The sequence below is a fragment of the Nguyenibacter vanlangensis genome (genome assembly GCF_038719015.1).
GTDB classification, from domain to species: Bacteria; Pseudomonadota; Alphaproteobacteria; order Acetobacterales; family Acetobacteraceae; genus Gluconacetobacter; species Gluconacetobacter vanlangensis.
The window spans coordinates 2,310,610-2,336,278 of record NZ_CP152276.1; the positions used below are offsets into that span (position 1 = coordinate 2,310,610).

Sequence of the window (25,669 nt, forward strand, 5' to 3'; positions counted from 1 at the left end):
AACTCCCTTTCAAGGAACGGAATGCGATCGACATTATCCCGGTTGCGACCCGGGCACGTCATAAACACACAGGCGGCCGAAACGGGCCCTGGGCGCCGGGGCGGCATCCCGAACGCAGCCATCGACCACATAGGACAGACCGTGCCGTGCGGCATAGCGCAGCCGGTCCGTCAGATCGGCCAGGCCCTGGACCTCGGCCAGCCGGGTGTGCCATGTCCAGTAATAGGCGGGCGCCCACATCACGGCCGCCCCCGCCGGGCGCGACACCCAGTCCTGCCGGTGCGAAAAATACGCAAAGACGGAAAACCCCTCGAAAAGCCGGTCCTGTTCGGCCGATCGCGCGGATGCGACGCCGCCGAGCCCGCGCGACGCGCCCGGCGGGACCAGAAATTTGGCGCGTTCGGGCGTGTTCGCCCGCGCCCACTCGCCCAGCGCCTGCCAATCGTCGCGCCGCGCCACAACCGTGCGTTCCCAGGTGACCGCATGATAGATGCGCGCCAGGCCGACCAGCGCGACCCCGGCCAGCAGGACCGGCGCCAGGACAGGCCCCCGGGCCATGGACGGCGCCGGCCACCACCACCGCGCCAGCAGCAGCAGCGGGATCGCCGGCAGCAGGCTTTCCGACGAGCAGGACAAGGCCGCCAGCGACGGCGCCCACAGGCGCCGGTCGGCGGCGCGCGTTGACGATACCCATCGGACCGCCAGCCCCGCCACCGCGATCGCCGCCAGCAGGTGCACGCTGCTGCCGGCCCGCAGCAGATGCTGGTTCAGCAGCATGCGCGCATGCGTGACGAAAGGCAGGACGACCCCGACGCCCCAGACGGCGGCCGCCCCCATTATTGCCTGGGGCAGCAGCGCGCCGGGCACGCGCAGCATGGCGGCCGCGGCCACGCCGCAGCAGCAGACGACCAGGAACTTCCCGATCTCCCCCGCCGGGATCGTCCAGATCAGGAAATGATAGGGGAAGAATTCCTCGAGGAAGGAGACGTAATCGAACCCGGGCACGGGATGGCCGTAGGGGTCGGCCAATACCGTATGCACCACCGGCGCCGCCGCCACGGCGAACAGCGCCAGCCCCGCCGCCGCCTGCGCCGCCAGCGCCCGCGCGGCCCACATCCCCCGGCGCCACTGGACCCAGAGGATGACGGCCAGCGGCGCCGCCGTCCAGACCGCCACGAACGCATTGATGAAGAACGTCACGCCGTTCATGGCGAACGCGGCGGCGACGCGGCGGCGCGCGGCCCAGGCCAGCGACAGCAGCATCGTGCCGTTCGCCAGTTCGGAATGCGTGAAATAATCGATCAGCAGCCCGCCGTCGCCCGCCTGGGAGTAGCCGCGCAGGATCGTGGACAGGGCGATCAGCGTCACGAACAGGAGCTGCCTGCCCCGGGATTCGATCCCCAGCAACGCCGCCCAGGCCAGCATGCCGGCGAACAGCACCAGCCGCGAGAAGATCTGCAGGACGAAGAGCAGCGCATAGACGTCCTGGCCCCGCACCCGTCCGGCCAGCATCTGCCAGAATCCTGACGCGTAGAAGCGCAGGGTCTGCACGAACGGATCGTCGGCGAATTGCGGCTCGTCATACAGACGGGCCAGAATCGGAAAATGATAGAGGTTGTTTTCCTGTCCGCCGGCATATCCGGATATCGCCAGCGACAGGAGCGCGCCGAACGAAACGATCGCGAACGATGCATAATGCCGCAAGGCATATCGTTCATGCGGGATCGCCGTGATCGTGTCGATGCTCGCTTCCATTTTCACCTCGATCCGATTCGTGCGATCGCAAAAACCAAAGACGCGGAGCCGCCTTCGCGGTCATCCCGCGACAATCCACAGCGCCAACCCGTTCCCGCACGGAAAGTTTCATCCGCCCCGGCATCGGCCTGGCCGCGCGAGAGCCACAGCCGTGCAACCCGGCCGCCGTCCGCGCCTTGTTTACGCGGGCATCGGCCGAACGGCCCCACGCGCCGCGCACACGCCAGGAATCCGATCATGAAGAAAAAGAACCTTGCCGCCGTTTCCATCGTTCTTTGCGGCACGGCACTGGCATCCGCTGCATTATGGACCCGTCCCGACCGGGCGCTGCGCATCCTGACGGGCGGCATGGCACATGACATTTGCAGCGAGACATTCGTCAGCCTTGTCGATCCGCGGGAGACCATTGCCGAGCGCCGCACGCCCGGCGGATTGATGGGACGGATCGACAAGGCGATGCGCTACGACGTCGACCACGCTCATCAGACCGTCCGTGCCAGTATTCTCGGCGCCTTTTCCAGCCGTGCGATCTATCGCCCCGGAATCGGCTGCACCCTGGTCTATCCGGGGGAGTCCCTGGCGCCGGTCCGCCTCCCCGGCGTCCAGGCCGACCATCCCGAAGAGAGCGCGCCGGTCGAGACGGCCAGTCCGGCCCTGCACGCGGCGCTGGATGCCAGCTTCGCCGCCTCCGCGCAGCCGGCCCGTCACCCGGTCAAGGCGGTCGTCATCATGCATGATGGGCGGATCATCGCGGAACGCTACGCGCCGGGATATGGCGTCGACACCCCGGTCTTCAGTTTCTCGGTCGCCAAGTCCGTCATGAATGCGCTGGTCGGCATCCTGGTTCGCGACGGGGCGATCTCGGTCGCGGATGCGGCGCCCATCCCTGCCTGGCATGGCGCCGACGATCCGCGCCATGCCATCACGATCGAGAATCTGATGCGCATGGACAGTGGGCTGAACCTGGACGAAGCCGCCGGATGGACGGATCTGCTGCGACCGCGCATCCAGACCATGTTCGCCATTCCCGACCCCTTCCCCGGCGACATTCAGGCCGGGCTGGTCTCGGCCCCGGGCACGCGCTGGGCCTATAGCAGTGCCACGACGCATATCCTGGCCCGCATCGTGCGCGATGCCGCAGGGGGCAGCGGCGCGTCCGTCCAGGATTTCGCGTTTCGGGAATTGTTCCTGCCGGTGGGAATGCGCCACGCGACCCTGGAAATGGATGCGACCGGCACGCCGGTCGGCGCCAGCGGCGTCCTGGCCTCGGCACGGGACTGGGCGCGGTTCGGCATGCTGTACCTGAATGACGGCATCGTGGACGGCAAGCGCATCCTGCCCGCGGGATGGGCGCGATTTTCCGCCACGCCGACCCTGAATGCCAACTATGGCGCCGGATGGTGGACCAACCGCCACGCCCCGGCGGCCGCGCCGCCCGTCGGCATGCCCATCATGGCCGGCGTACCCGACGACACCTATTATGCCATGGGCAAGATGGGCCAGTTCATCGCGATCGTGCCGTCGCGCCGGCTGGTCGTCGTCTGGCTCAGCCGGTCCGACGCGCCGTTCTTCGGCATCCGGAATTTCGGCAGCCTGGTCGCCTCGGCCGTCGCCACCGTACGGGGCGACGGGCATGATGTCGCGGACGATCACGGATAGTTCCACGGTTTCAGTGGATCATACGGCAGCCAGGACGATCAGCCCGGCGAAGACCATGGCGATCCGGCTGGTGCGGTCGCGCAACGCCCAGATGACCGGGTCGTCATGCATGTGGCGCCGGTGCGCGACCATCAGCGCCCGCGCCAGCAGAAACAGCAGTATCGGCGGCAGCAGCCACAAAACATCGGGGTGACGATACATCGCCCTTACGGAATCCGATGCGATATACAGCGAAAACACCGTGACCGCATTGCAGCCGCATGCCGCCGCCAGCGACGCCAGGACCCCCAGATCGTCCTTGCGATATGCCCGGCTGCTGGATTCCGGCAGGTTCTTGTCCAGCCGCACCAGCAATTCGGTATAACGCTTGACGATCGCAAGAGACGTGAAGACGAACAGCGAGAATGCCAGGATCCATTCGGACAGGACGATGCCGGTCGCCGCCGCGCCGCCGACCAGCCGGGCGGTGTAGAGCAATCCCAGCCCCACGACATCGCCCAACTGCTTGCGTTTCAGCCAGAAGGAATAACAGGTGGTCAGGACGACATAGCCAAGCAGCGTGGCCGAAAAGAGCGCCGGCAGCATCATGCACAGGGCGACCGCGCACAGCGCGAGCACGGGAATGGCGGCAAGTGCCGCATGAATCGACAGGCGGCCGCTCGCCAGCGGACGATGTCTTTTCGACGGGTGATGCCGGTCGTCGTCCAGATCGACCAGGTCATTGACCAGATAGATCGCCGAGGCCGTCACGCAGAAGGCCAGGAACGCGGCGATGCTTTGCAGCAGGCCCGGCACGCCGAACGCATGGGCCGCCAGGACGGGCAGAAAGACCAGCACGTTCTTGGCATATTGGTGTACCCGCAGGGCACGCATCCATGTTTTCAGGGATTGTCCCGGCTTTTCCAGAACCGTGACGTTATCGGACGATTTCAGCCTGCGCAGCGAGGCGCCGTCCAGCCCGATCGCCAGCCTGCGGCGCGCATGGCGCCAGATTTCAAGGTCCTGCCGGTGATTTCCGACATAATCGAAACCCTGCTCGCCGAATGCCTCGATCAGCGCCCGCGCCTTGTTGGCGCCGCTGAGATTGGTCTGGGTGTCGCTGGCAAAAACGCCCGAGAAACCGCCAAGATGGCCGGATACCGCGTCGGCGTAGCGCGCATTGCTCGCGGTCGCCAGATAGACCGGACGCCCGGCGGCACGGGCTTCGTCGATCACCGCCAGCACTGCGTCCTGATATGGCAGGGTCGCGGGGTCGATCTCGACACGTCCCGCCAGGTCCTGTTTCAACTGCGCCTTGCCGCGCCACAGCGACGAGAACAGCGCGGGCAGGGAGCTGATCTCTCGCCCGACGCAACTGAAAAAGGATTCGATCAACAGATCCGAGGCAATCAACGTGCCGTCGAGATCAACAACCAACGGATATCGCGTTTCATGAATCAGCGCCGCCGACGTATCCATCTCTCGCCTCAATATATATTATGAAATATCTTTTTAATTTTTGAAATAATCCGGAAATTCTTCAATTTATATTGTTCTTTATATTTTCCCGCGTCTTCAGGAACGCGATGCGATAAAAAGCGCCCTTCGCCGCCCGCGACGTACGATGCCCGGCAAATCCGAACAGCGCATCGTCGGCAAGGCCGTCGCCGGCACCGCAGGTCAGAGCGTCATCCGACCGGGCAGGATCAGCGGTCGGATAAGGATGTCCATGAGAATAATAAGCTAGGTTTTTTGACGTAATTCTGTGTCCGGCCGGCCGCCCGCGTCCGATGACCGATTTTCCGACATCCGGCACATCGGATGTTAATTTTTCGCTCACCGATCGTTAACGTCCGACCGGAAGAGCAACATTCCGCGGCGGCCAAAGTTGCGGACCGCCGACGAAATTTTACCTCGATTTTCTTTTCACGTTTTTCTTTATAGTACGTTTGGGCGCGGACGATCCGCGCCCGTCACCCCAGATCGCGCCACAGATCGATCCCGCCCTCGTGCGCATAGCGATCGATCAGGGTCAGTTCCGCATCGCTGAATGCCAGCCCGTTCAGCGCGTCCAGCGAGTCATCCAGTTGCGCGACGTTGCGCGCGCCGATCAGCGCCGACGTCACGCGCGGATCGCGCAGCACCCAGGCGATGGCCATCTGCGCCAGGCTCTGCCCTCGCGCGCGCGCAATGTCGTTCAGCGCGCGGACATGGGCCAGATTGCCCTCGGTCAGCATCGCGGCGGTAAAGGAATCGCCCGCCGCCGCGCGGGAATCGGCCGGCACGCCGTTCAGATATTTGTTCGTCAGCAACCCTTGCGCCAGCGGCGAGAAGGCGATGCAGCCCACCCCCAGCTCGGCCAGCGTGTCCAGCAATGCGGTCTCGACCCAACGGTTCAGCATCGAGTACGAGGGCTGGTGGATCAGCAGCGGGACGCCTTCGGCCCGCAGGATCTCGGCCGCCTGGCGGGTCCGTTCGGGTCCATAGGAGGAAATGCCGACATAGAGCGCCTTGCCCTGGCGATGCATCTGCACCAGCGCGCCCATCGTCTCTTCCAGCGGCACGTCGGGCGTGGGACGGTGGGAATAGAAGATGTCGACATAATCCAGGCCCATGCGGCGCAGGCTCTGGTCGAGCGAGGCCAGCAGGTATTTGCGCGACCCGCCGGCACCGTAGGGACCGGGCCACATGTCCCAGCCGGCCTTGGACGAAATGATCATCTCGTCGCGATGCGCCGTGAAATCCTTCCTGAGGATCGTGCCGAAATTCTCCTCGGCCGAGCCGTAGGGCGGGCCGTAATTATTGGCCAGGTCGAAATGCGTCACGCCCCGGTCGAAGGCCCGGCGGATCACCGCGCGTCCGGTCTCGAAGACGTCGATACCGCCGAAATTATGCCAAAGCCCCAGCGAGATCGGCGGCAGATCCAGCCCCGACCGGCCGCAGCGGCGGAAGGTCGCGGATCGATAGCGTTCGGGATTGGGTGTCCAAGTCATGACAGGGTCTCCTTCCATGGCGGACGGACGGCATCATGCGCCGCACATCGTCTATGCGCAGACATCCGCCTCGCTGTTGCTTTCGGCGTCGAACATCACGACCTTGTTGCGGCCGCCGGCCTTTGCCAGGTACAACGCGGCGTCGGCCGCGGCAAGCAGCGGACGCAGGCCCGTCAGCCCGTGGCCGGACGCATGCACCATGCCGATGCTGATGGTGACGAAGATCGCAGCACCGCCATCGGTCGTGATCTCCAGCGTTTCGACCCGATGGCGCAGCCGCTCGGCCAGGCTGCGCGCGTCCTGCGGAGCGATATCGAACAGGGTGATGGCGAATTCCTCGCCGCCCATCCGCCCGAACAGGTCGGTGTGGCGCAATTCGCCGGCGATCGCGCGGGTGACCTCGACCAGCACCACGTCGCCGGCGAAATGTCCCATCCCGTCATTGATCTGCTTGAACAGGTCGAGATCGAGCATCATCACCGCGACCCCCTTGAATGACGCGGATATCGGACGCAGCAGCGCCTCCTCGCTCAGTTCCAGGTAGGTCCGCCGGGCCAGCGCGCTGGTCAGGCTGTCCCACGCGACGGCGCGATGCAGTTGCGCGATCAATTGCCGCTGCCGCTCCATGATCGTCGATACCGTCAGCGGCCCCAGCACCATCAGCGTCAGCCCCAGGCGGAACGACGTCGTGACCAGGGTATGGCTGTAGACGTGCGGAATGACGATCAATCCCTCGACCTGCAGGGTGGTGATCGCCGTGTTGAACGCCACCACGACCAGGCTCATGGGAAAGATCGGATAGGCCAGCGCGCACCACAGCAGGGCCGGCACCGGAAAGGCGATGGCGCCCGGACCGCCCAGCAGGACCATCAGCCCGACCGACAGCGCCAATGTCAGCAGCGGCCCCACATGCCGGACATGGCGCCATCCGGGCGTCCAGGACAGCCGCCTGCGCTCGCCCAGCCATCTCTGCCCGGCCAGGCAGACCGTCAGCAGGATGACATAGCGGTTGCATTCCGTGCTGAACCAGACGGCGAAACCGGCCCAGGCCGGCCGGTTGAACATCATGGTGGACAGGCCCGACCCGACCAGCGCCGCAGCGCCCGCCGCGCAGGCGCAGACCACGAACAGGTACAGCATGGCCGATGCCTGGTCCATGCGCCGGCGTTCCGCCCCCATGGCGCGGTACAGGACGTACCCGGTGGCGACCCCCGCCATATTGGCGGCCGTCAGCCAGACATTGACCAGCAGCGTGTCCCCGGCCAGGCCGTCCGCCAGCAGATAGGCCGCCACCGCCGCCAGCCAGCTTCCGGGACGGGCAAGGGTGGGAAAGGCGATGAACAACCCCAGCAGCAGCGCATTGGCCGGCCAGCTTTCCGCCAGCAATCCGAACGGGCGCGTCAGGACGCCGAACATGGCGGCGGCGAACACCGCAAGTCCGACCACGCCGGCTGCCAGCAGGGGGCCAATCGTCCGTTCACGCATCATCTTCCAGCCGCAGCGATTATCGCCAGCCCTTATACAGGCATTTGCGTCAAAAAGCTTCAGCGATGCGGCGCGCCGGTCACCCGCCAGACGACGTTGCCCACGTCGTCGGCCACCAGCAGCGCCCCCTGGCCGTCCAGCGCCAGCCCCACCGGCCGGCCATGGACATGGTCGGTATCGGGCGTCAGGAAGCCGGTCAGCGCGTCGCGCGGCGGTCCGGCGGGATGGCCGTCGGCGAAGGGCACGTACAGCACCTTGTACCCGCTCTTGGGCGCGCGGTTCCACGATCCGTGCTGCGCGACGAACAGGCCGCTGCGCCAGGATTCGGGCAGCGAACTGGCCTGCGAGAACACAATGCCCAGCGACGCCGTGTGCGGTCCCAGCGCATAATCGGGCGCGATCGCCCTGGCGACCAGGTCGGGCCGCTGCGGCCGGACGCGCACATCGACATGCTGCCCGTAATAGCTGTAGGGCCAGCCATAGAACGCCCCCTCCTTCACCGAGGTGACATAGTCGGGGACCAGGTCGCTGCCGATCTCGTCTCGTTCGTTCACCGCCGTCCACAGGGCGCCGGTCTGCGGCTCCCACGCCAGGCCGTTGGGGTTGCGCAGTCCGGTGGCGAAGGGGCGCAGCGCACCGGTGGCGATGTCGAACCGGTCGATGCGCGCGCGCCCCTCTTCCATCGCCATGCCGTTGTCGGCGACATTGCTGTTGGACCCGACCGTGACATACAGCGTCCGGCCGTCCGGGCTGGCCAGCACGTTCTTGGTCCAGTGATGGTTATAGCCCGCCGGCAGGTCCGCCACCTTCGTTCCCGGACCGTCGATATGCGTCGCCCCCGGATGATAGGCGAAGCGCATCAGCGCGTCGGCATCGGCGACATAGAGCGCATCGCCGACCAGGGCCATGCCGAACGGCGAATAGAGATGGTCCAGGAACACGCTGCGCTGGTCCGCGACGCCGTCGCCGTCGGTGTCGCGCAGCAGGACGATGCGGTTCGGGCTTTTCTCGCCCGCGCCGACCGCCCCCATGACGAACCGTGCGATGCGGTTCTTCAGCGTGCGGATATCGGTACCGGGCGAGTTGGTTTCCGCGACCAGGATATCGCCGTTCGGCAGCTTGTACAGCCACCGCGGATGGTCCAGCCCGGTGGCGAAGGGCCGCACCGCCAGGCCGGGCGCCGCGACGGGCGCCTCGGCGCCGTGCCAGCCGACCGGGGTCGCGATATTGACGGTCGGCAGGAAGGTGGGATCGGGCGCGGGCAGCACCGGATGCGGGCCGGTACCGGCCGCGACCGTCTGCGTCGCCTGTTCGGGATGCAGCGCCAGCCGATAACAGCCGGCAGTCAGCAGCGCGAGCAGGACGGCACCGCCCAGCAGCAGCCGGGTAGGAGGGCGTTTCATGGCGAACCTCGACGGGCGGAAGGCCCCGCGGGCTGGCCCGGACCGTCCGGCCCGGCCAAGGGGCCGAATGGAGAGAATCAACGAAAACAAGGCGTGCCCCGAATGTCAGCCCAATCCCCGCCGCCACGCAACCGCGCCCGCCCGTCATTCAAACCGGCCAATGTCCCGCCTTCGCAATCCGCGGGCGCATCCCGGCGATCGGGATCCTTCTAAGCCATTGTTTTATAAAACATCTCCGGCGGACGAACCGCCTGTCATCCTATCACAATAATTTGAGACGATTTGCCCAACATCGGGGCACAGGCCGCCCGTGCCCTTGCGGCCGGCCATCCAGCGGGTTGTAATGGCGGGAAATATTTCGGAGACCATGATGCGACATGTCATTGGGGCTGGACGCGCCCTGTCGATCGGGCTGGGCCTGCTGCTGGCGCCCCATGCGGCGGGTGCCGCCGACGCCAGGATGGGGCTGGAGGGCGTGCCGCGCTATGACAACATCATCGTCATCGAAATGGAAAACCGCCAGTTCGGCCAGATCATCGATGCCCGGCCCGCGACCTCGCCGCACATGACCCGCCTGGCGCATGAATACAACGTCGCCACGCGCTATTACGGCATCACCCATGTCAGCCAGCCCAATTACGTCGCGCTGATGTCCGGCGACCAGCAGGGCCTGGTCGATGACGATCCCTGGTACTGCCAGGCGGACGGCACGCCCCTGCCGCGCGAGACGGCCGTCGTCGCCGGCGAACCCGACCCCATGCCGATGGAAGATCGTTGCGGCGGCCATGCCGCGAAGGGGCCCTATGCCGACCATCATTTTCGGGTTCCCAATTTCTTCGCCCAGCTCGACCGCGCCGGGATCTCGTGGGCGATGTTCAGCCAGTCGATGTATGTCGACCCGAAGACCGGCCGGCCCGCGCCGGAAATGCCCCAATATCCGACCAGGGCCCAGAATCCGGACCTGTATTCGCTTTATGTGGCCAAGCATAATCCGTCGGTCAATTTCGACGATATCCGCGAATCCGCCGATTTCTATCGCCACAACCGCACCGACACCGCCTTCTTCCGGCAGGCCGCCGCCGGCACGCTGCCTCGTTTTTCGTATGTCATTCCCGATCTGTGCCATGACGACCATGGACCCAGGGGCACGCTGCAGCATGCGCCGCAATGCCGGGGAAAAGGATCGGGCCCGTCCCCGCTGCTGACGAGCGGAGACGACTATGTGCAGACGCTGGTCGATGCGGTGCGCGCCTCGCCGCTGTGGCATTCACGACGCAACGTGGCGATCGTCATCACGTTCGACGAGGACGATTACGGCAGCGCCGGCATCCAGGGCTGCTGCGGCTATCACCCCGCCGATCCCAACCAGGGCCGGGTCGGCCCCATCAATCAGGGCGGCGGCCTGATCCCGACCATCGTCATCACCAATCACGGCGTCCGCGGGGTGCGCGACGACACCCCCTATAACCATTATGCGCTGCTGCGCACGATGGAAGACAGTTTCGGGATCGGCACCTATCTCGGCCACGCCGCCGACCATGTCGCGGTCCAGCCGGCGGACGGCGCCTTCCGGCAGACGCCGGTCCTGCCGATGGTCCCGATGTTCCGCATCGCTCCCGGGCGCTGACTTCCTGCCCCTTCCACCCGGGCCTGTTTTATTGCTGGAAGGCGCGGGCGAGGGCGTGCTGTGTTTCGAGCGAGACGGGCAGAGCGGAGGCTGTCAGGGGGACGCCCTGCCATCCGGCGCCGATGGCGGTATAGAGGGCGACGGCGTCCTGCAGCCGCTCCAGCCGGGCGACGGCCTCGGCGTTCTCGGCGGCCAGCGCGGTGCGCTCGGTGGTCAGCACGTCCAGAAAGCCCACCAGCCCGGCGCCATACAGCCGGCGCGCCCGGTCGCTGGCCAGCGCGCTGTCCTGCGCCGCGCGGTGCAGCCATTCGGTGTGTTCCACGTCGTCATGCCAGGCCGCCATCGCGTCCTCGACCTCGCAGAACGCCTGCAGCACCGTCCGGCGATAGGCCAGGCGGCTGGCCTCCGCCGCCGCCTGCGCCGCGCGCACCTGCGCCGTCAGCTTGCCGCCATGCATCAGCGGCAGCGACGCCATCATGAAGAACTGCCAGCTCAGCGCCCCGGTCTCGAACAGCTGATACATCGCCGACGCGTTCGGGTTGAAGCTCAGCGGGATGCTGAAATTCGGATAGAGCTGCGCCACCGCAACCCCGATCCGCGCCGTCGCCTCGGCATAGGCCCGTTCGGCCCGGCGGATGTCCGGCCGGTTGGCCAGCACGACCGACGGCACCGTCGCCGGAAAATCCGGCACGCGCGGCAGCGGCCCCGGCTGTTCCAGCGCCGCCGCGCTGGTGCCGGGCATCTGTCCCATCAGCACGTCCAGCGCATGGGTGATCTGCGCGATATGGGTGCGCAGCGGCTCGCGCGCCGCGATCTGCGTCTCCAGTTCGGACTGCGCCTGCGCGACCTGCAGCGTGGTGCCCACCCCCTGCTGATACAGCCGCTGCGCCAGGTCGCGGGCGTCCTGCGCCACCCGGATGTTGCGCTCGGCGATCTGCAGCCGCAATTGCGTGTCGCGCAGCACCATGTAGTCGCCGGCCAGTTCCGACAGCATGGTCATCAGCACCGCGCGCCGGTCCTCGACCGTCTCCTCCACCGCGCGCTCCTGCGCCTCGACGCTGCGGCGGATCCGCCCGAACACGTCGAGCTGCCAACTGGCGCTGACCCCATAGGACAGGTACGACGCCTCGGGCCGGTTCGCCGGATTGCCCGGCCGGATCGGCCAGTTGTCGATATTGATCGAATAGCGGCTGTCGCCCGCCACGGTGCCGGCGTCGATCTGCGGATACCAGGCCGAGGCCTGGGCATCGCGCAGCGCCCGCTCGGCCAGGATGCGCTGGCCGGCGATGCGCAGATCGTAATTGCCCGCGATCGCCCGGTCCACCAGCCGGTCCAGTTCGGCATCGCCGAAACGATGCCACCAATCCTTCATCTCGGCCGTGGTGCGGGCGATCTCCGCCGGCGTCGCGGCATGGCCGTCCTCGGCAAAGCGCGCGGGGATCGCCATGCGGTCGGGCTGATAGCGCGGCCCCACCGTGCAGGCCGCCAGCAGGCCCGCCGCCCCCAGCAGCAGGCCGGCCCTGCCGGTCCCCTGGTTCTTCATTCTCATCGCGCGGCCCGGCTCACAGATGGTCTTGCAGCCAGGTGGTCAGCCGCCCGCGCTGGCCGGGCGTCTCCGGCCCCACCGTCACCGTGCAGGTCATGCCCGCCGCCAGCGTGACGCTGTCCGGCACCCGGTCGAGGTGGATGCGCACCGGGATGCGCTGCGCCAGCCGCACCCAGGTGAAGATCGGATTGACGTCCTGCAGCCCCAGCCGGTCCGGATTGCCGTTCTGGTCGTTGATGCCGCGCGCGATCGACACGACATGGCCGGGCAGGATCGGCTTGTAGCCCATCAGCTTGACGCGCGCGGCGTCGCCGACATGCACGCCCCACATCTTGGTTTCCTCGAAATACCCGTTCACCCAGAAGGAATCGGCATCGATCACCGCCAGCCGCGGCTGGCCCGCCGTCGCGTAATCCCCCACCCGCAGGTTCAGGTTGGTGACATAGCCGTTGACCGGCGCATACAGCACCGAGCGCTGCAGGTTCAGCTTCGCCAGGTCCAGCGCCGCGCGCGCCGCATCCACCGCGGCGATCTGCGTCGCCACGCCGGAATTGAACCGCTCCTGCTCCTCGGCCGACACGATGCCGCCCAGCCCCATCCGGCGCTTCGCATCGCTCTGCTTCAGCTTCAGTTCCTCCAGCGCGCCGTCCAGCCGCGCCTGCGCCTCGCGCACCGCCAGGTGGAAGCGCACCGGATCCAGCACGAACAGCGGGTCGCCCCTGTGCACGAACTGGTTGTCCACCACCGGCACCTGCACCACCGTGCCCGGCACCTCCGGCGCCACGTCGACGACATAGACCCGCACCCGCCCGTCGCGGGTCCATGGCGCGATCATATACGTGTCCCACAGATCCATCCCCAGCACGATCGCCAGAACGACGACCGCCAGGGTCAGCACCACCCGGATCAGATTACGCAGCAGGGGCATCGCACTCTCTCGAACATCCGCAAAATACCCGGTCAGACATACAAAATCAGAAAACACAGCACGCACGCGTACAGCGCCACCTCGAACAGCGCCAGGTGCCAGAACCACCCCATCAGCCCCGTCCACCACAGCACAAAGCGGATCGCCATCGTCACCGGAAACGCCGCAACCGCATACACCACGATCGGCGCCATAAACACGCCAAACAGGTCAAATTCGCTCAGCATCCCTTCACCCCTCAGCTCCCGCGCGGACCGGCACCGCGGACAGCGGCAGCGCCGCGCCCGCCACCCCCGGGTCCAGTTGCAATGGTCCATGGCGATGGAAAAAGCCCGGGACCGCACGCAGGATATACGCCGCCTGCTGCAGGCACGCGGCCGCGCGCCGCGCCTGCAGCGCGTACCCGGCATCCGCGTGCCCGGCCGCGCGCGACAGCATCGCCTGCGCGCCATCGGCCAGCCCGCGCGCGGTGCCTTCGGGGTCGTCGCGCAGGCGCGCGAACCCGTCCAGCGCGGCGCGCAGGCTGGCGCGGTCGGCATCGTCCAGCACCGGCAGCGCCGCGATGCGCCGCGCCCGCACCACCAGCCGCCCCAGCGCGACCGCCCCCAGCGCGGCGTCGGTATAGGCGTTGCGCTCGCGCACCGCCATGCACAGCGACAACCGCATGGCCAGGCGCATGATCTTCTGGATCTGCACCCCTTCCCAGGTCACCCACGCGCCGGGCGTCTCGGGCAGGACCAGCGCCAGCCGGCGCACCCCCCGGCCGATCGAGGCCACCAGCCGCGCGGCATCCAGCCGGTCATCGGGCGGCAGAACGACGCGAAAGCCCAGCACCAGCAACACGCACGCCACCGCGAAGGTCAGCCAGTTATTGGTCAGGGACAGGTCGTGGTACCGGATTGGATTCGCAACGTCGAGCAGCGCGGTAAAGAACACCGAGTAGCCGAAGGCGCCGATCCCCCAGCGCGGGCTGAACTGCATCCACACCCCGGGCAGCAGGAACAGGCACAACGCGCCCAGCAGAAGCGGAAACCCGTCGATGCGCGGCAGCACCAGCATGTGGCAGGCGATTCCCGCCGGGATCGACAGCAGCGTCCCCCCCGCCATCAGCACGCTGGCGCGCGACGCCGAGGGCGTGGTCGACACCAGGCTGGACGCGGCGACGACATACAGCATCAGCATCGGGCCGGCGCTCCAATGCAGCACGTACCACATCAGCCCGGCCAGCAGCGTGATGACCCCGCCGCGCGCCCCGTTGCGCAGCGCCGTGGGCCAGTCCAGAAACCAGCGCAGCCGCGCATGCCGCGGCGCGTGTTCGGCGGACAGGTACAGCAGCACGCCGTCCAGTTGCGACAGCACGTCGTGCAGGTTGTCGATCGCGGCCAGCACGGCGATGTCGGCCTCGTTGTGCTCGGCCTGGGTCAGGTGCGTCCGGGCGGCGGCGATCAGCGCGTGAATCGGGCGGATATCCTCCATCCAGCCGGGACGGCCGACAATCGCCAGGATCTGTTCCATCAACCCGGCCAGGTGCGCATGCAGGCGCTCCATGGCGGGCGCCGTCACCTCCATGCTGCTCCACAGCGGATGATAGGTCGCGACGACCCCCGCCAGGCCGCTGAGCCCCACGCGCAGCGCGCCGATCCGCCGGCGGATCTCATAGGTATCGGTCGCCGCGTATTCCACCGCCGAGATCAGCGCGCCGATCCGCGACATCAGCACGCCGCGCCGGTCGTACAGCGGCGTGGGCAGGGACCTGAATTCCCCCGTGACCGACAGCGGCGCCGCCTCGGCCCCCGCCACACCACGGCGGAAATTGTGATAGGCCATGGCGTGGTCGACCGTATCGCGCACGATCTGCGCGATCTGCGCCGCCACGTTTTCCGGCCGGCGCATCGTCGTGACCAGAAAGACGACGGCCGTGGCGACGACGCCCACCGTGACCGCCGACAGGCGCGACAGCGCGCTGACGAAGATGCCGTTCGGATCGGCATAGGCGGGCGCTGCGACGATCACGATCGTATAGCCGGTCAGCACGGCCGCATAGGCCCTGAACAGCCGCAGAAAGGTCGCGACCAGACAGGCGAACGCCACGACCACCGCCAGGACCATCATGTACAGCACCGGCGACTGCGCCAGCACGGCCATCATCGCCACCGCGATCGCCGCCCCCAGCACGGTGCCGATCACGCGCCAGATGCTCTTGGACATCAGCGCGCCCACCGTGGGATTGGCCACGATCATCACCGTGGTGACCGAGCTTAACGGCGATTCCAGTTGGAACAGGAACGAACAGAACAGCGCCAGCGCGATCGCCGCGAAGGTCCGCGCGCAGAAGGCCGCGCGCGCCCTTATGTCCTGCCAGCGCGCATCCTCGGCAAAGAGCGCCCACAGCCGGCGCGGCAGGTCCATCGCCCTATGCCTCCGCCCCGGCGCCGTCATGCGTGCGGCGCTCGGCATTCAGCAGGATACGATCCATCACCCGCACCAGCGCGGGCGCCGCATCGGGGTCCAGGCCCATGGTCAGGTCCCGCTCGAGCCGGGCGGCGATCCGGTGGAACTGGCGGCATTTGCGCTGCCCCGCGGGCGTGATGAACAGCCGGTTGGTCCGCCGGTCGGCCGCATCGGGGCGGCGTTCCACCAGCCCCGACGCCTCCAGCAGGTCCAGCACCCGCACCAGGGCCGACGTATCGGTGTCCATCGCCGCCGCCAGGGCGCGCTGGGACGTACCGTCCGGCATCATCATCAGATAGGCCATCGGCCGAAACCCCGCGACGCTCAGCCCGGTGGATTTCAGTGCGCGCTCCAGCCGCGTGCGCCATACCGCGCCCAGCCGGATCACCCGGAACGTCATCGCCACGTCGCGGAACCGGGCTTCATCGATCTGCAGGAAGCGGCGCATTCCCTGCGCTTCCGCATCGTCCTCCGCCCGCCTGTCCATTCCCGCCCCCCTGCATGGCCGGGCGGTTGATTGCCATGACCACTAATTCCATGGCAACAGATATTTTCGGCAAGGCTGCCGCGGGTGATCCGCAATGCTCCGGGCCAGGTCCTGCTTCATCCTCCCTTGACAATGGGTTTTTGACAATCGGCCAGAAATGAAGTCTACCTTGGCAGGTTTCCTTCTCATAATCGCGCGCCCGATGTCCAAGCCCCCGTCCTCCATGCCGGACCCGACCATGTTAGACCCGACCCTGTTAAACCCGACCGGGCCAGACCCGACCGCGCCGGAAGCCCTGGCCATGATGCTGCGTGTCGTGACCGGCAAGCTGAAGCGCCGCCTGCGCGAACAGGCCGCGCAGGACGGCTTCAATCTCTCCCAATTGTCGGTCCTGTCGCGCCTCGAGCGCGCCGGTCCCGCCACCGTCAGCGCCCTGGCCCGCGCCGAGGGCATGCGCACCCAGTCCATGGGGCCGCACATCGCGGCTCTTGAGGCGGCCGGCCTGGTCCGCGGCAGCCCCGATCCCGCGGACGGGCGCCAGACCATCCTGTCGCTGACGGCGCAATTCCGGACCTGGGTCGCCGGCCGCCGCGCGGCGCGCGAGGACTGGCTGGCCGGCATCCTCGCCGCGCACTTCTCGGCCGCCGAGCGCGCGGACCTGGCGCGTGCCCTGCCTTTGCTGGAACGGCTTGCTGAATCCTGATCCGCCCCTCCTGATCCGCCCTGCCCCTGGAACAGCCCCGAAAGGCCATCATCGGCGTGACGCACCTCTTCCGCTCGCTCCGTCATCGCAATTACCGGATCTGGGCGGCCGGCGCGCTGGTGTCCAATATCGGCACCTGGATGCAGCGTACCGCCCAGGACTGGCTGGTCCTGACCGAACTGACGCATCGCGACGCCACCGCGGTCGGCATCGTCATGGCGCTGCAATTCGGCCCGCAGCTTCTGCTGCTGCCGTGGACAGGCTATGCGGCCGACCGGCTGGAGCGCCGCACCTTGCTGATGGCGACGCAGGGCACGATGGGCGCGCTTGCGCTGGGGCTGGGCATCCTGACCGTGACCGGCGCCGTCCGGCTGTGGCAGGTGGATCTGTTCGCCCTGATCTTCGGCTGCGTCACCGCCTTCGATTCTCCGGCGCGGCAGATCTTCGTCTCGGACCTGGTGGATGACGGCGACCTGCCGAATGCGGTCGCGCTCAATTCCACCTCGTTCAATGCGGGCCGCATGCTGGGGCCGGCGGCCGCCGGGCTGTGCATCGCCGCCCTCGGCTCCGGCTGGGCCTTCGTGCTGAACGGCCTGTCTTTTCTGGCGGTGCTGGCGTCGCTGACGGTCCTGCGCCGCGGCGAACCCCATCCGGCGGCGGGCGCATCCACCCGGCAGGCGCCGCGCGGGCTGACGGCCGGGTTCCGTTACGTCTGGCAGCGCCGCGATCTCAGGACGATCATCCTGATGCTGTTCCTGATCGGCACCTTCGGGCTGAATTTTCCGATCTTCATTTCCACAATGGCGGTCGGCGTGTTCCACCTCGGCGCCGACGGCTACGGCTTGCTGAACACCATCATGGCCTGCGGCACGCTCGGCGGCTCCCTGCTCGCCGCCGGGCGGGACCGTACCGGCCTGCGCGGCCTCGCCGCCGCCGCCGCGCTGTTCGGCGCCGGCTGCGCCCTGGCCGCGCTGGCCCCCAACGCCGTGTTCTTCGCCGGGGCCCTGGTCCTGGTCGGCATCTCCGCCCTGACCTTCACCACCGCGACCAACAGCCAGATGCAATTATCCAGCACCCCCGAAATGCGCGGCCGGGTCATGGCGATCCGCCTGGCGGTGGCGCTGGGCGGCACGCCGGTCGGCGCCCCCATCGTGGGGTGGATCGCCAATCATTTCGGACCGCGCTGGGCACTCGGCATCGGCGCCGCCGCCGGGCTTGCTGCCGCCCTCGTCGCCATGCGCGCCCTTGCCCCCGCAGGACGGCGCGCAACGCGCTGAACCCGCCGGCCGGGCCCTTACCAGGGAAAGGGCCGCAGGTCCGGCGCCAGCCAGTCCCACCTGGCCGCCACGCTGAACAGGCGCGGCCGGCTCCAATAGTCCAGCAGCCAGCCCGGCTGCCCCAGCGGCGACGCCACCAGGTCATCCGCGATGCGCCAAAGCGGCGTTTCCCCGGGATAGCGCCGCAGGAAACCGGCCGCCGCCCGCATCGAGGCGACGGTGATCGTTTCATGATACCCGCCCTGGTCGTCGTTCACCCCGCCGGTCGCCACGTTATAGGCCCGGATGATCGCGCCGACCTGCCCCTGCGCGACCAGGCCGGGGCGATGACGCAGCAGCCACAGCGCGGCCGCGAAATGCGCGGCATGGGTCCAGTCGGGCTTGGGCAGGGTGCGATCGAGCAGGCCGCGCCCGATCCGCTCGATGTCGTCGTCACTGGAAAAGATCGTCACGACCCGTGCATCCTTCTGTTCTTTTTTAAAAAAGAACCAAAAAACTTTCCTGATTACGCACTAATTTCAGCCAATTTGAGCAGGCGATAGGGCATGGGCGGGGTTCTGACGGCGGCGTATCCGAGGCGAGGGATCATGGAGGCGAGGTCGAAGCGGCGATTGAAGCGATAAACGAACTCGGCGAGATAGCGCGGCGCATGCTTGTCACGGATAGCACGGTAAAGTACCGGTCATGGCATTCTTGATGTTGGCGAGAGCGGTATTGACCCATTTGAAAGCAGGGTTGCGGCCTGCCTTTGGTCCCGAACCGGTCAGGATGGGATGATGGACGCACCCTGCTTCGGTGACGGCGGCGAAACAGCGTAGACCGTCACTGACCACGCTGCTGGCGGGGTCGAAGCTGTTTTTTGCCATCTTTGCGATCTCGGCCCTACTGAACCCGGCCACCCGGCGGAGTTTCAGGCGGATTGGCTTGCCTTGCGGTGTGGTTTCAACAGCGGCCACGATCGGCGTCTTGCCCGCTGATCCTCGCCCGCGCTTGCCGCCGCCGCGTTCTCCGCCGAGATAGGCGTCGTCCAGTTCGATCCGTCCCTTCAGTCGCTTGCCGGCCTCGCGCTCCATCATTACCTGCGCGAGTTTATGCTTGATCTTCCAGGCCGTGGTCTGCGTCACGCCGAGCCTGCGCCCCAGTTCGATGCTGGAGATGCCGCCTTTGCTCTGGGTCAGATGGTACAGGGCACGAAACCAGGTCCGTAACGGCACCTTGGTTGCCGCGAAGATCGTTCCGGCGATCAGCGACGTCTGCTTCCGACAGGCGCTGCATTGATACTGCCCACGGCTCTGAATGACGCTGTGCTCACGCCCGCCGCAGGCCGGGCATTCAAAACCAGATGGCCAACGCCAGCCAAAGATCACCGCTCGGCACTTCTCTTCGCTTCCGTAAAGTTCGTCAAATTGGGCTTCGCTTAGCCCTTTCTGAAACTGGACCTTGTTGCGAGCCATCGATCAAGCCTCTCGAAAACAACAAATGTTCTCGCTTTGTACCATAAATCCCTGGCTGAAAATAGTGCGTAATCAGGAAAACTTTTGAACGTTCGGGGACTATGTGCCGGGCACGCAAAAAGTCCCTGATATCAGCAGGCCGGCGGAACGCGAAAGAATTCGATCAAATGATCCAGCACCAGCCTGGTCTTGGGCGGCATGCGGCGGCCCAGCGGGATCAGGGCATGCACGGGCGGTCCGTCGGCATCGGCTTCGGGCAGCAGATGCACCAGCGTGCCCATGCAGACATGCGGGTGCGCCATCCAGTCGAAGATCTGCACGATGCCCATTCCGGCGATCGCCGCATCCACCATCGCCCGCCCGTCGGCCAGCACCAGCCCGGCCTTGGGCGCCAGGTCGGACTGATGTCCGCATTCCGTCACCGCCCAGGGGATCGGCCGCCCGGCATGACCGCGATAGATGACCGCCTCCTGCCCGCACAGGTCCTTGATGCTGTCGAGCGGTCCGCTGCGCGCCAGGAAGCCGGGCGAGGCATAGAGCCCGAAGCGCGGCGTGCCCAGCCGGCGCACCAGCATGTCGCCCGTCGCCGGCAGCGCGCCCACCCGCACCACGATGTCCCAGCCATCGGCCACCGGGTCCGACTGGCGGTCATTCAGCGACAATTCCAGCGTCACCTTGGGATGGGATGCCCGCAACGACGCCAGCATCGGCATCAGGAACTGCCCGAATCCGACCGGCAGATCCATCCGCACCCGGCCGGCCGGCTCCGCCCGGCGGGCGGCCAGCGCGACATGCGCCTCGCTCAACCCGTCCAGCGCGGCCCGCGCGGCCTCGAAATAGGTTTCGCCATCCTCGGTCAGCCGCACGGCCCGCGTCGTGCGCTGGAACAGCCGGGTGCCCAACTGCGCCTCCAGCCGCTGCACCGCCTTGCCGACATTCGACTTGCTGGTGCCCAGCCGCTGGGCGGCGCGGGTGAAATTGGCATGCTCCGCCACCGCGACGAACATCCCGATGTCGGACAGGCCCATGCCTTCGCGACTCATGCTCCGCCCCCCTGCCTGCAACGCCCCGCATGAGGCATGATCCCGATTCTCCTCACTCGCGGGCCCCGATATTGTATCCAATACGGATACAGAGTGTCGCCTGACAACCTATTTATCTCCGCCTTTCTTCCGTCGATATTACGGTCAGGCAAGATAAAGAAGCGGCGGCCCCTGCAGGCCCAGAATCCTGGAACCTCGGGACATCCTGGAACCTTGGGACCCGACCGCCCGGCACAGACCGCCTCGCCCGCGTGCCGTACCCGCGCGCCCCCCGATGTCGTACAGTCATGCCGCACCCCCATCGCGGCATGTTGCAAGGATATGCCCGAGATATGCTGACCGAACCGTCCGGCGCGCCGCCGCCCGAACGCGCCCCCGTGTAATCGCGGCCCACCGGCCGCCACCGTCCTCCGACAGACATGCGGGCAAGACCCGCCGTCCCGTCCCCGCGCCTGCGGGCGACGCGCGGCGCCCCTTGCCCGCCCGATCCGAAAAGAACATCCCCATGGGCATAGTGGGCCTGGCGCTTCGGCGCCCCTATACGTTCCTGGTCGCCGGCGTGCTGATCCTGCTGCTGGGCGTCTCGGCCATCTTCCGCACGCCGACCGACGTCTTTCCCGCGATCGACATCCCCGTCGTCACGGTGGTCTGGTACTATGACGGGCTGAACGCGCCCGAGACCGAAAAACGCATCAGCACCTATACCGAATTTTCCGAAAGCTTCTTCGTCAACAACCTCCGCACGATCGAAAGCCAGACGACGCCCGGGCTGGTGGTGCAGAAACTCTATTTCCAGCCCAACGTGAATATCGACCTGGCGGTGGCGCAGACCGTATCGGCCACCAATTCGATCCGCGCCTTCCTGCCCGAAGGCACGCAGCCGCCGATCATCATGCAATACAGCGCCTCCAGCGTGCCGGTGCTGCAATTGGCGCTGTCCTCGGACAAATTGACGGAAAGCGACCTGTACGATTACGGCATCTATCGCATCCGCCAGCAATTGGCGCCGATTCCCGGCACGCTGCTGCCCCCGCCCTATGGCGGCAAGATCCGCCAGGTGATGGTCGATATCGACCCGGCCAAGCTGGCCGGCACGGGCCTGACGCCGCTGGACGTCTCGAACGCGGTGAACGCGCAGAACCTGACCCTGCCGGCCGGCACGGTCAAGTTCGGCGCCACGCAATATGACGTGCGGATGAACGGCATGCCCGACATCGCCGCCCGGCTGAACGACGTGCCGCTGAAACGCGACCCGGCCACCGGCGCGATCCTGCGCATCCGCGACGTGGCGCAGGTGCGCGACGGCACGGCGGTGCAGCAGAACATCGTGCGCACCGAGGGCCGGCGTTCGGTCCTGCTGTCGATCCTCAAAGCCGGCGACGCCTCGACGCTGGACGTGGTGAACGCCATCCGCAACCGCGTGCTGCCCGTCACCCGTGCTGCCGCCCCGCCGGGGATGAAGATCGACGAGCTGTTCGACCAGTCCCTGTTCGTCAAGGCCGCGATCAACGGCGTGGTGTCCGAGGCCGTGATCGCCGGGCTGCTGACCGCGGCGATGATCCTGGCCTTCCTGTCGAGCTGGCGCTCGACCCTGATCGTGGCGATCTCGATCCCGCTGTCGATCCTGTCGTCGATCGCCATCCTGTCCGCCACCGGCCAGACCCTGAACCTGATGACCCTGGGCGGGCTGGCGCTGGCCGTCGGCATCCTGGTCGACGACGCCACCGTCACGATCGAGAACATCCACCGCATCCGCCATGACGGCGCCGAACTGCGCCGCGCGGTGCTGGAGGGCGCGGCCGGGATCGCCCTGCCGACCCTGGTCTCGACGCTGGCGATCTCCAGCGTGTTCGTTTCGGTCGAATTCCTGATCGGCCCGGCGCGCTATCTGTTCACGCCGATGGCGCTGGCGGTGGTGTACGCCATGCTGGCCTCGTACGGCATCAGCCGCACCCTGGTGCCGATCTTCGCCGCCATGCTGCTGAAGGCCGAGGAAAGCCGGGCGGCATCGCGCGCGGCCCGCGGCCTGCCCCCCACGATGCTGCAGCGGTTCGGCGCGCGCTTCGACGCGGGCTTCGCCCGGCTGCGCGACGGATATGCCCATATCCTGCAAGGGCTGATCGAAAGCAACTGGCGGGTGCCGGTCCTGGCTGTGGTGGTGCTGACCCTGGGCGGCGTGCTGTCGACCCAGGTGGGGTCGGACTTCTTCCCCAGCATCGATGCCGGTGAATTCCGGCTGCATGTCCGCGCCCCCGCCGGCACCCGTATCGAAAGCACCGAGCACCTGTTCGACCAGGTCGAGGACACGATCCGCGCCACGATCCCCGCGAACGAGCGCCAGTTGATCCTGGACAATATCGGCATCGCCTTCCGCTATACGATGCCGTTCGACGACGGCACCACGATCGGCCCCAATGACGGGCAGATCATGGTGGCGCTGAAGCCCGACCATCACCCCACGGCGGGGTACATCCGCCGGCTGCGTACCGTCCTGGCGCAGAAATTCCCCGAGGCCGTCTTCTATTTCCAGCCGGCCGACATCGTGACCCAGATCATCGATTTCGGCCTGCCCGCCCAGATCGACGTCCGGGTCATGGGCTATGACGCGCCGACCGACCGTGCGATCGCCCGGTCGATTCTGCACGAGATCGCGCAGGTGCCGGGCGTCACCGACGTGCATATGCACCAGGAAATCGCCGCGCCCGAACTGCGGCTGGACGTCGATCGCGTGCGCGCCAACGATCTGGGCCTGACGCTGAACGACGTGGCGCGCAACGTCATGATCTCGCTGGCCTCGTCCAACACCGTCACGCCCAATTTCTGGGTCGATCCCAACACGGGCATCCAGTATCCCCTGGCGGTGCAGACGCCGCAATACCGGCTGACCGGCCTGCGCGAACTGGGCAATACGGTGGTCGCGGGCCCCGCCGGCGCGGGCGGCGCGCCGACGCTGCTGGACAATGTCGCGGGCATCCGCCGCGACCTGGCGCAGAGCGTGATCTCGCACAGCAACATCCAGCCGGTGCTGGACATCTATGCCAGCGCCGAAGGCCGCGACCTGGGCGCGATCGCCGCCGACATCGACCGCATCGTCGCCCGCCACCGCGCGCAGCTCAGCCCGGGCAACGCGATCGAGGTCCGGGGACAGATCGATTCGATGCGCTCGACCTTCGCCCGGATGGGGGTGGGGCTGATCGTGGCGGCGATTGCCGTCTATCTGCTGATGGCGGTCAATTTCCAGTCCTTCACCGACCCGTTCGTGGTCATCATGGGCCTGCCGGGCGCGATGTGCGGCATCGTCTTCATGCTGTTCGTCACCGGCACGACCTTTTCGGTCCCGTCGCTGATGGGCGCGATCATGAGCGTCGGCGTCGCCAGCGCCAATTCGATCCTGCTGGTCACCTTCGCCAAGGAACGGCGCGGCGACGGCCTGACCGCCGCCGAGGCCGCGCTGGAGGCCGGCCGCGCCCGCCTGCGCCCGATCCTGATGACCTCGCTGGCCATGGTGGTGGGCATGCTGCCCATGGCGCTGGGCCTGGGCGACGGAGGCGAGCAGAACGCGCCGCTGGGCCGCGCGGTGATCGGCGGCCTGCTGATGGGCACCTGCGCCACCCTGTTCATCGTCCCTTGGCTCTATAGCCGCCTGCGCAAGCGCGAAAGCCGCATTCTCGAGGAATACAGCCATGTCTGACATGTCCGCTTCACCCGGCGCGCCCGCCGCGCAGCCGTCCCGTCCGGTGCTGCCGCGCCTGGCCGGCCCCGCCATCGGGCTGGGCGTGCTCGCCGCCCTCGGCTATGGCGCGATCGCCCATGCCAGGCGCGACGCGGCCACCCGGGACCTGGCGGCCTATCGCCAGTCCCTGCTGCCCGAAGTCCGCACCATGCGCGTCGCCGCCAGCGCGGCCCCGGTGCCGCTGGACCTGCCCGGCGCCACCGAACCGCTGGAAACCGCGGCGATCGGCGCCCGCGCCTCGGGCTATGTCGCCCAACGCCTGGTCGATATCGGCACGCATGTGCGGGCCGGGCAGGTGCTGGCCGTCATCCACGCGCCCGAGATCGACCAGCAGGTCCAGCATGCCCGGGCCGCGCTGGCCCAGGCCCAGGCCGACCTGGACCTGGCGCGCGCCACCGCCGGGCGCAGCGCCCGGCTGATCGGCGACGGCGCCGTCAGCCGCCAGAACTGGGATACCGACCAACTGACGCAGAAGGCCCGCCTGGCCCAGCAGCAGGCCGCCCTGGCCGCCCTGGCCGAGGCCACGCAGCACCAGGCCTACATGACGCTGACCGCCCCCTTCGACGGGGTGGTGACCGCCCGCACGGTCGAGGTCGGCGACCTGGTCGGCGCGGACGGCGCCGGCCAGCGGCCGCTCTTCGTCGTGGCGCGCACCGACCGGCTGCGCGTGCGCGTGCATGTGCCGCAGGACTGGGCCGCCAGCATCGCCCTCGGCATGGCCGCCAGCGTCGGCATCCCCAACCGGCCGCACCTGGTCCTTACCGGCACCGTCGCGCGCACCGGCCATGCGCTGGAGGCCGGCAGCCGCACCCTGCCGGTGGAAATCGAGCTGGACAACGCCGACGGACGCCTGGCCGCCGGGCTGTACGCCACCGTGCGCTTCGCCGTCCCGCGCCCGCTGCCGGTGGTGCTGATCCCGGCCGAGGCCCTGATCTTCGACGCCGACGGCCTGTCGGTGGCGACCGTCGACGCCGATCGCCGCGTGACCCTGCGCCCGGTCTCGGTCGGGCGCGATTACGGCGACCGGGTCGAAATCACCGGCGGCCTGCCCGACGGCAGCCGGCTGGTGGTCAACCCGCCCTCTGCCCTGCGCACCGGCAGCCAGGTCATTCCCCATTCCGACGACATGAAAGGGGCCTGATCCCC

19 protein-coding genes and 1 pseudogene are annotated in these 25,669 nt (G+C 67.5%); 6 read left to right on the plus strand and 14 right to left on the minus strand.

Going from position 1 to position 25,669, the window contains the following annotated elements; all coding sequences use genetic code 11:
* Positions 1-33 precede the first annotated feature (33 nt).
* Positions 34-1,755 carry a hypothetical protein gene (locus AAC691_RS10765; protein ID WP_342630054.1) on the minus strand — a complete coding sequence of 574 codons (1,722 nt, stop codon included), beginning with the start codon at positions 1,753-1,755 and terminating at the stop codon, positions 34-36.
* Positions 1,756-1,992: 237 nt separating this feature from the next.
* On the opposite strand from AAC691_RS10765, the gene AAC691_RS10770 reads away from it, so the two are divergent.
* Positions 1,993-3,414 (plus strand): serine hydrolase, encoded by a 1,422-nt coding sequence (locus tag AAC691_RS10770; protein WP_342630055.1) that lies wholly within the window; start codon positions 1,993-1,995, stop codon positions 3,412-3,414.
* Positions 3,415-3,432: 18 nt separating this feature from the next.
* Here the strand turns inward: AAC691_RS10770 and AAC691_RS10775 are convergent, their stop codons facing one another.
* The 5 genes from AAC691_RS10775 to AAC691_RS10795 form a co-directional block, all read right to left on the minus strand.
* On the minus strand, positions 3,433-4,872 hold the full coding sequence (locus tag AAC691_RS10775; RefSeq protein ID WP_342630056.1) for a UbiA family prenyltransferase: 1,440 nt from the start codon (positions 4,870-4,872) through the stop codon (positions 3,433-3,435).
* 61 nt (positions 4,873-4,933) lie between these two features.
* The gene (locus AAC691_RS10780) at positions 4,934-5,233 is read right to left on the minus strand and encodes a hypothetical protein (protein ID WP_342630057.1); all 300 of its coding nucleotides are present in this window, start codon (positions 5,231-5,233) and stop codon (positions 4,934-4,936) included.
* Between the two features lie 133 nt (positions 5,234-5,366).
* The gene (gene mgrA / locus AAC691_RS10785) at positions 5,367-6,386 is read right to left on the minus strand and encodes an L-glyceraldehyde 3-phosphate reductase (protein WP_342630058.1); all 1,020 of its coding nucleotides are present in this window, start codon (positions 6,384-6,386) and stop codon (positions 5,367-5,369) included.
* Between the two features lie 51 nt (positions 6,387-6,437).
* Positions 6,438-7,874 (minus strand): diguanylate cyclase, encoded by a 1,437-nt coding sequence (locus tag AAC691_RS10790; RefSeq protein WP_176639684.1) that lies wholly within the window; start codon positions 7,872-7,874, stop codon positions 6,438-6,440.
* Positions 7,875-7,930: 56 nt separating this feature from the next.
* Positions 7,931-9,274 carry a sorbosone dehydrogenase family protein gene (locus tag AAC691_RS10795; RefSeq protein ID WP_342630059.1) on the minus strand — a complete coding sequence of 448 codons (1,344 nt, stop codon included), beginning with the start codon at positions 9,272-9,274 and terminating at the stop codon, positions 7,931-7,933.
* A gap of 367 nt (positions 9,275-9,641) precedes the next feature.
* Here AAC691_RS10795 and AAC691_RS10800 point away from each other — a divergent pair, with 367 nt between their 5' ends.
* A complete protein-coding gene (locus AAC691_RS10800) occupies positions 9,642-10,901 on the plus strand; it encodes an alkaline phosphatase family protein (RefSeq protein WP_342630060.1) in 1,260 nt (419 codons plus the stop codon).
* Between the two features lie 28 nt (positions 10,902-10,929).
* Here the strand turns inward: AAC691_RS10800 and AAC691_RS10805 are convergent, their stop codons facing one another.
* From AAC691_RS10805 to AAC691_RS10825, 5 genes are read right to left on the minus strand one after another with little or no spacing between them, the layout of a single operon-like run.
* A complete protein-coding gene (locus AAC691_RS10805) occupies positions 10,930-12,450 on the minus strand; it encodes an efflux transporter outer membrane subunit (protein ID WP_342630061.1) in 1,521 nt (506 codons plus the stop codon).
* Positions 12,451-12,463: 13 nt separating this feature from the next.
* Positions 12,464-13,375, minus strand: coding sequence for an HlyD family secretion protein (locus tag AAC691_RS10810; RefSeq protein ID WP_176638747.1), 912 nt, complete (start codon positions 13,373-13,375; stop codon positions 12,464-12,466).
* A 32-nt stretch (positions 13,376-13,407) separates the two neighbouring features.
* Entirely contained in the window at positions 13,408-13,602 is a 195-nt protein-coding gene (locus AAC691_RS10815; protein WP_176638746.1) for a DUF1656 domain-containing protein, read from the minus strand.
* A gap of 4 nt (positions 13,603-13,606) precedes the next feature.
* Positions 13,607-15,784, minus strand: coding sequence for an FUSC family protein (locus AAC691_RS10820; protein ID WP_342630062.1), 2,178 nt, complete (start codon positions 15,782-15,784; stop codon positions 13,607-13,609).
* 4 nt (positions 15,785-15,788) lie between these two features.
* Entirely contained in the window at positions 15,789-16,313 is a 525-nt protein-coding gene (locus AAC691_RS10825; RefSeq protein ID WP_342630063.1) for a MarR family transcriptional regulator, read from the minus strand.
* Positions 16,314-16,551: 238 nt separating this feature from the next.
* Between AAC691_RS10825 and AAC691_RS10830 the strand changes: the two genes are divergently transcribed.
* Complete coding sequence (locus AAC691_RS10830) at positions 16,552-17,016, plus strand: MarR family transcriptional regulator (protein WP_342630064.1); 465 nt, start codon at positions 16,552-16,554, stop codon at positions 17,014-17,016.
* 56 nt (positions 17,017-17,072) lie between these two features.
* Complete coding sequence (locus AAC691_RS10835; protein ID WP_342630065.1) at positions 17,073-18,293, plus strand: MFS transporter; 1,221 nt, start codon at positions 17,073-17,075, stop codon at positions 18,291-18,293.
* A 17-nt stretch (positions 18,294-18,310) separates the two neighbouring features.
* Here the strand turns inward: AAC691_RS10835 and AAC691_RS10840 are convergent, their stop codons facing one another.
* From AAC691_RS10840 to AAC691_RS10850, 3 genes and pseudogenes are all read right to left on the minus strand, one after another.
* Positions 18,311-18,745, minus strand: coding sequence for a hypothetical protein (locus AAC691_RS10840; RefSeq protein WP_342630066.1), 435 nt, complete (start codon positions 18,743-18,745; stop codon positions 18,311-18,313).
* 53 nt (positions 18,746-18,798) lie between these two features.
* A pseudogene (locus AAC691_RS10845) lies at positions 18,799-19,747 on the minus strand (IS1595 family transposase).
* A gap of 131 nt (positions 19,748-19,878) precedes the next feature.
* Positions 19,879-20,790: a LysR family transcriptional regulator gene (locus AAC691_RS10850; protein WP_323992641.1), complete on the minus strand. Its 912-nt coding sequence runs from the start codon at positions 20,788-20,790 to the stop codon at positions 19,879-19,881.
* A 505-nt stretch (positions 20,791-21,295) separates the two neighbouring features.
* On the opposite strand from AAC691_RS10850, the gene AAC691_RS10855 reads away from it, so the two are divergent.
* Together AAC691_RS10855 and AAC691_RS10860 are read left to right on the plus strand one after the other, a co-directional pair.
* Positions 21,296-24,481 (plus strand): efflux RND transporter permease subunit, encoded by a 3,186-nt coding sequence (locus AAC691_RS10855; protein ID WP_342630067.1) that lies wholly within the window; start codon positions 21,296-21,298, stop codon positions 24,479-24,481.
* Positions 24,474-25,664 (plus strand): efflux RND transporter periplasmic adaptor subunit, encoded by a 1,191-nt coding sequence (locus AAC691_RS10860; RefSeq protein ID WP_342630068.1) that lies wholly within the window; start codon positions 24,474-24,476, stop codon positions 25,662-25,664. Before AAC691_RS10855 ends, AAC691_RS10860 begins: the two co-directional genes overlap by 8 nt.
* Positions 25,665-25,669: the final 5 nt, after the last annotated feature.

Bases quoted from the DNA above. Each gene is read 5' to 3' on its own strand.
- AAC691_RS10805 (WP_342630061.1), bottom strand. From the start codon at position 12,450: ATGAGAATGAAGAACCAGGGGACCGGCAGGGCCGGCCTGCTGCTGGGG.
- AAC691_RS10800 (WP_342630060.1), top strand. From the start codon at position 9,642: ATGATGCGACATGTCATTGGGGCTGGACGCGCCCTGTCGATCGGGCTG.
- AAC691_RS10860 (WP_342630068.1), top strand. From the start codon at position 24,474: ATGTCTGACATGTCCGCTTCACCCGGCGCGCCCGCCGCGCAGCCGTCC.
- AAC691_RS10830 (WP_342630064.1), top strand. From the start codon at position 16,552: ATGTTAGACCCGACCCTGTTAAACCCGACCGGGCCAGACCCGACCGCG.
- AAC691_RS10850 (WP_323992641.1), bottom strand. From the start codon at position 20,790: ATGAGTCGCGAAGGCATGGGCCTGTCCGACATCGGGATGTTCGTCGCG.
- AAC691_RS10815 (WP_176638746.1), bottom strand. From the start codon at position 13,602: ATGCTGAGCGAATTTGACCTGTTTGGCGTGTTTATGGCGCCGATCGTG.
- AAC691_RS10825 (WP_342630063.1), bottom strand. From the start codon at position 16,313: ATGGACAGGCGGGCGGAGGACGATGCGGAAGCGCAGGGAATGCGCCGC.
- AAC691_RS10765 (WP_342630054.1), bottom strand. From the start codon at position 1,755: ATGGAAGCGAGCATCGACACGATCACGGCGATCCCGCATGAACGATAT.
- AAC691_RS10795 (WP_342630059.1), bottom strand. From the start codon at position 9,274: ATGAAACGCCCTCCTACCCGGCTGCTGCTGGGCGGTGCCGTCCTGCTC.
- AAC691_RS10775 (WP_342630056.1), bottom strand. From the start codon at position 4,872: ATGGATACGTCGGCGGCGCTGATTCATGAAACGCGATATCCGTTGGTT.
- AAC691_RS10855 (WP_342630067.1), top strand. From the start codon at position 21,296: ATGGGCATAGTGGGCCTGGCGCTTCGGCGCCCCTATACGTTCCTGGTC.
- AAC691_RS10790 (WP_176639684.1), bottom strand. From the start codon at position 7,874: ATGATGCGTGAACGGACGATTGGCCCCCTGCTGGCAGCCGGCGTGGTC.
- AAC691_RS10770 (WP_342630055.1), top strand. From the start codon at position 1,993: ATGAAGAAAAAGAACCTTGCCGCCGTTTCCATCGTTCTTTGCGGCACG.
- AAC691_RS10820 (WP_342630062.1), bottom strand. From the start codon at position 15,784: ATGGACCTGCCGCGCCGGCTGTGGGCGCTCTTTGCCGAGGATGCGCGC.
- AAC691_RS10810 (WP_176638747.1), bottom strand. From the start codon at position 13,375: ATGCCCCTGCTGCGTAATCTGATCCGGGTGGTGCTGACCCTGGCGGTC.
- mgrA (WP_342630058.1), bottom strand. From the start codon at position 6,386: ATGACTTGGACACCCAATCCCGAACGCTATCGATCCGCGACCTTCCGC.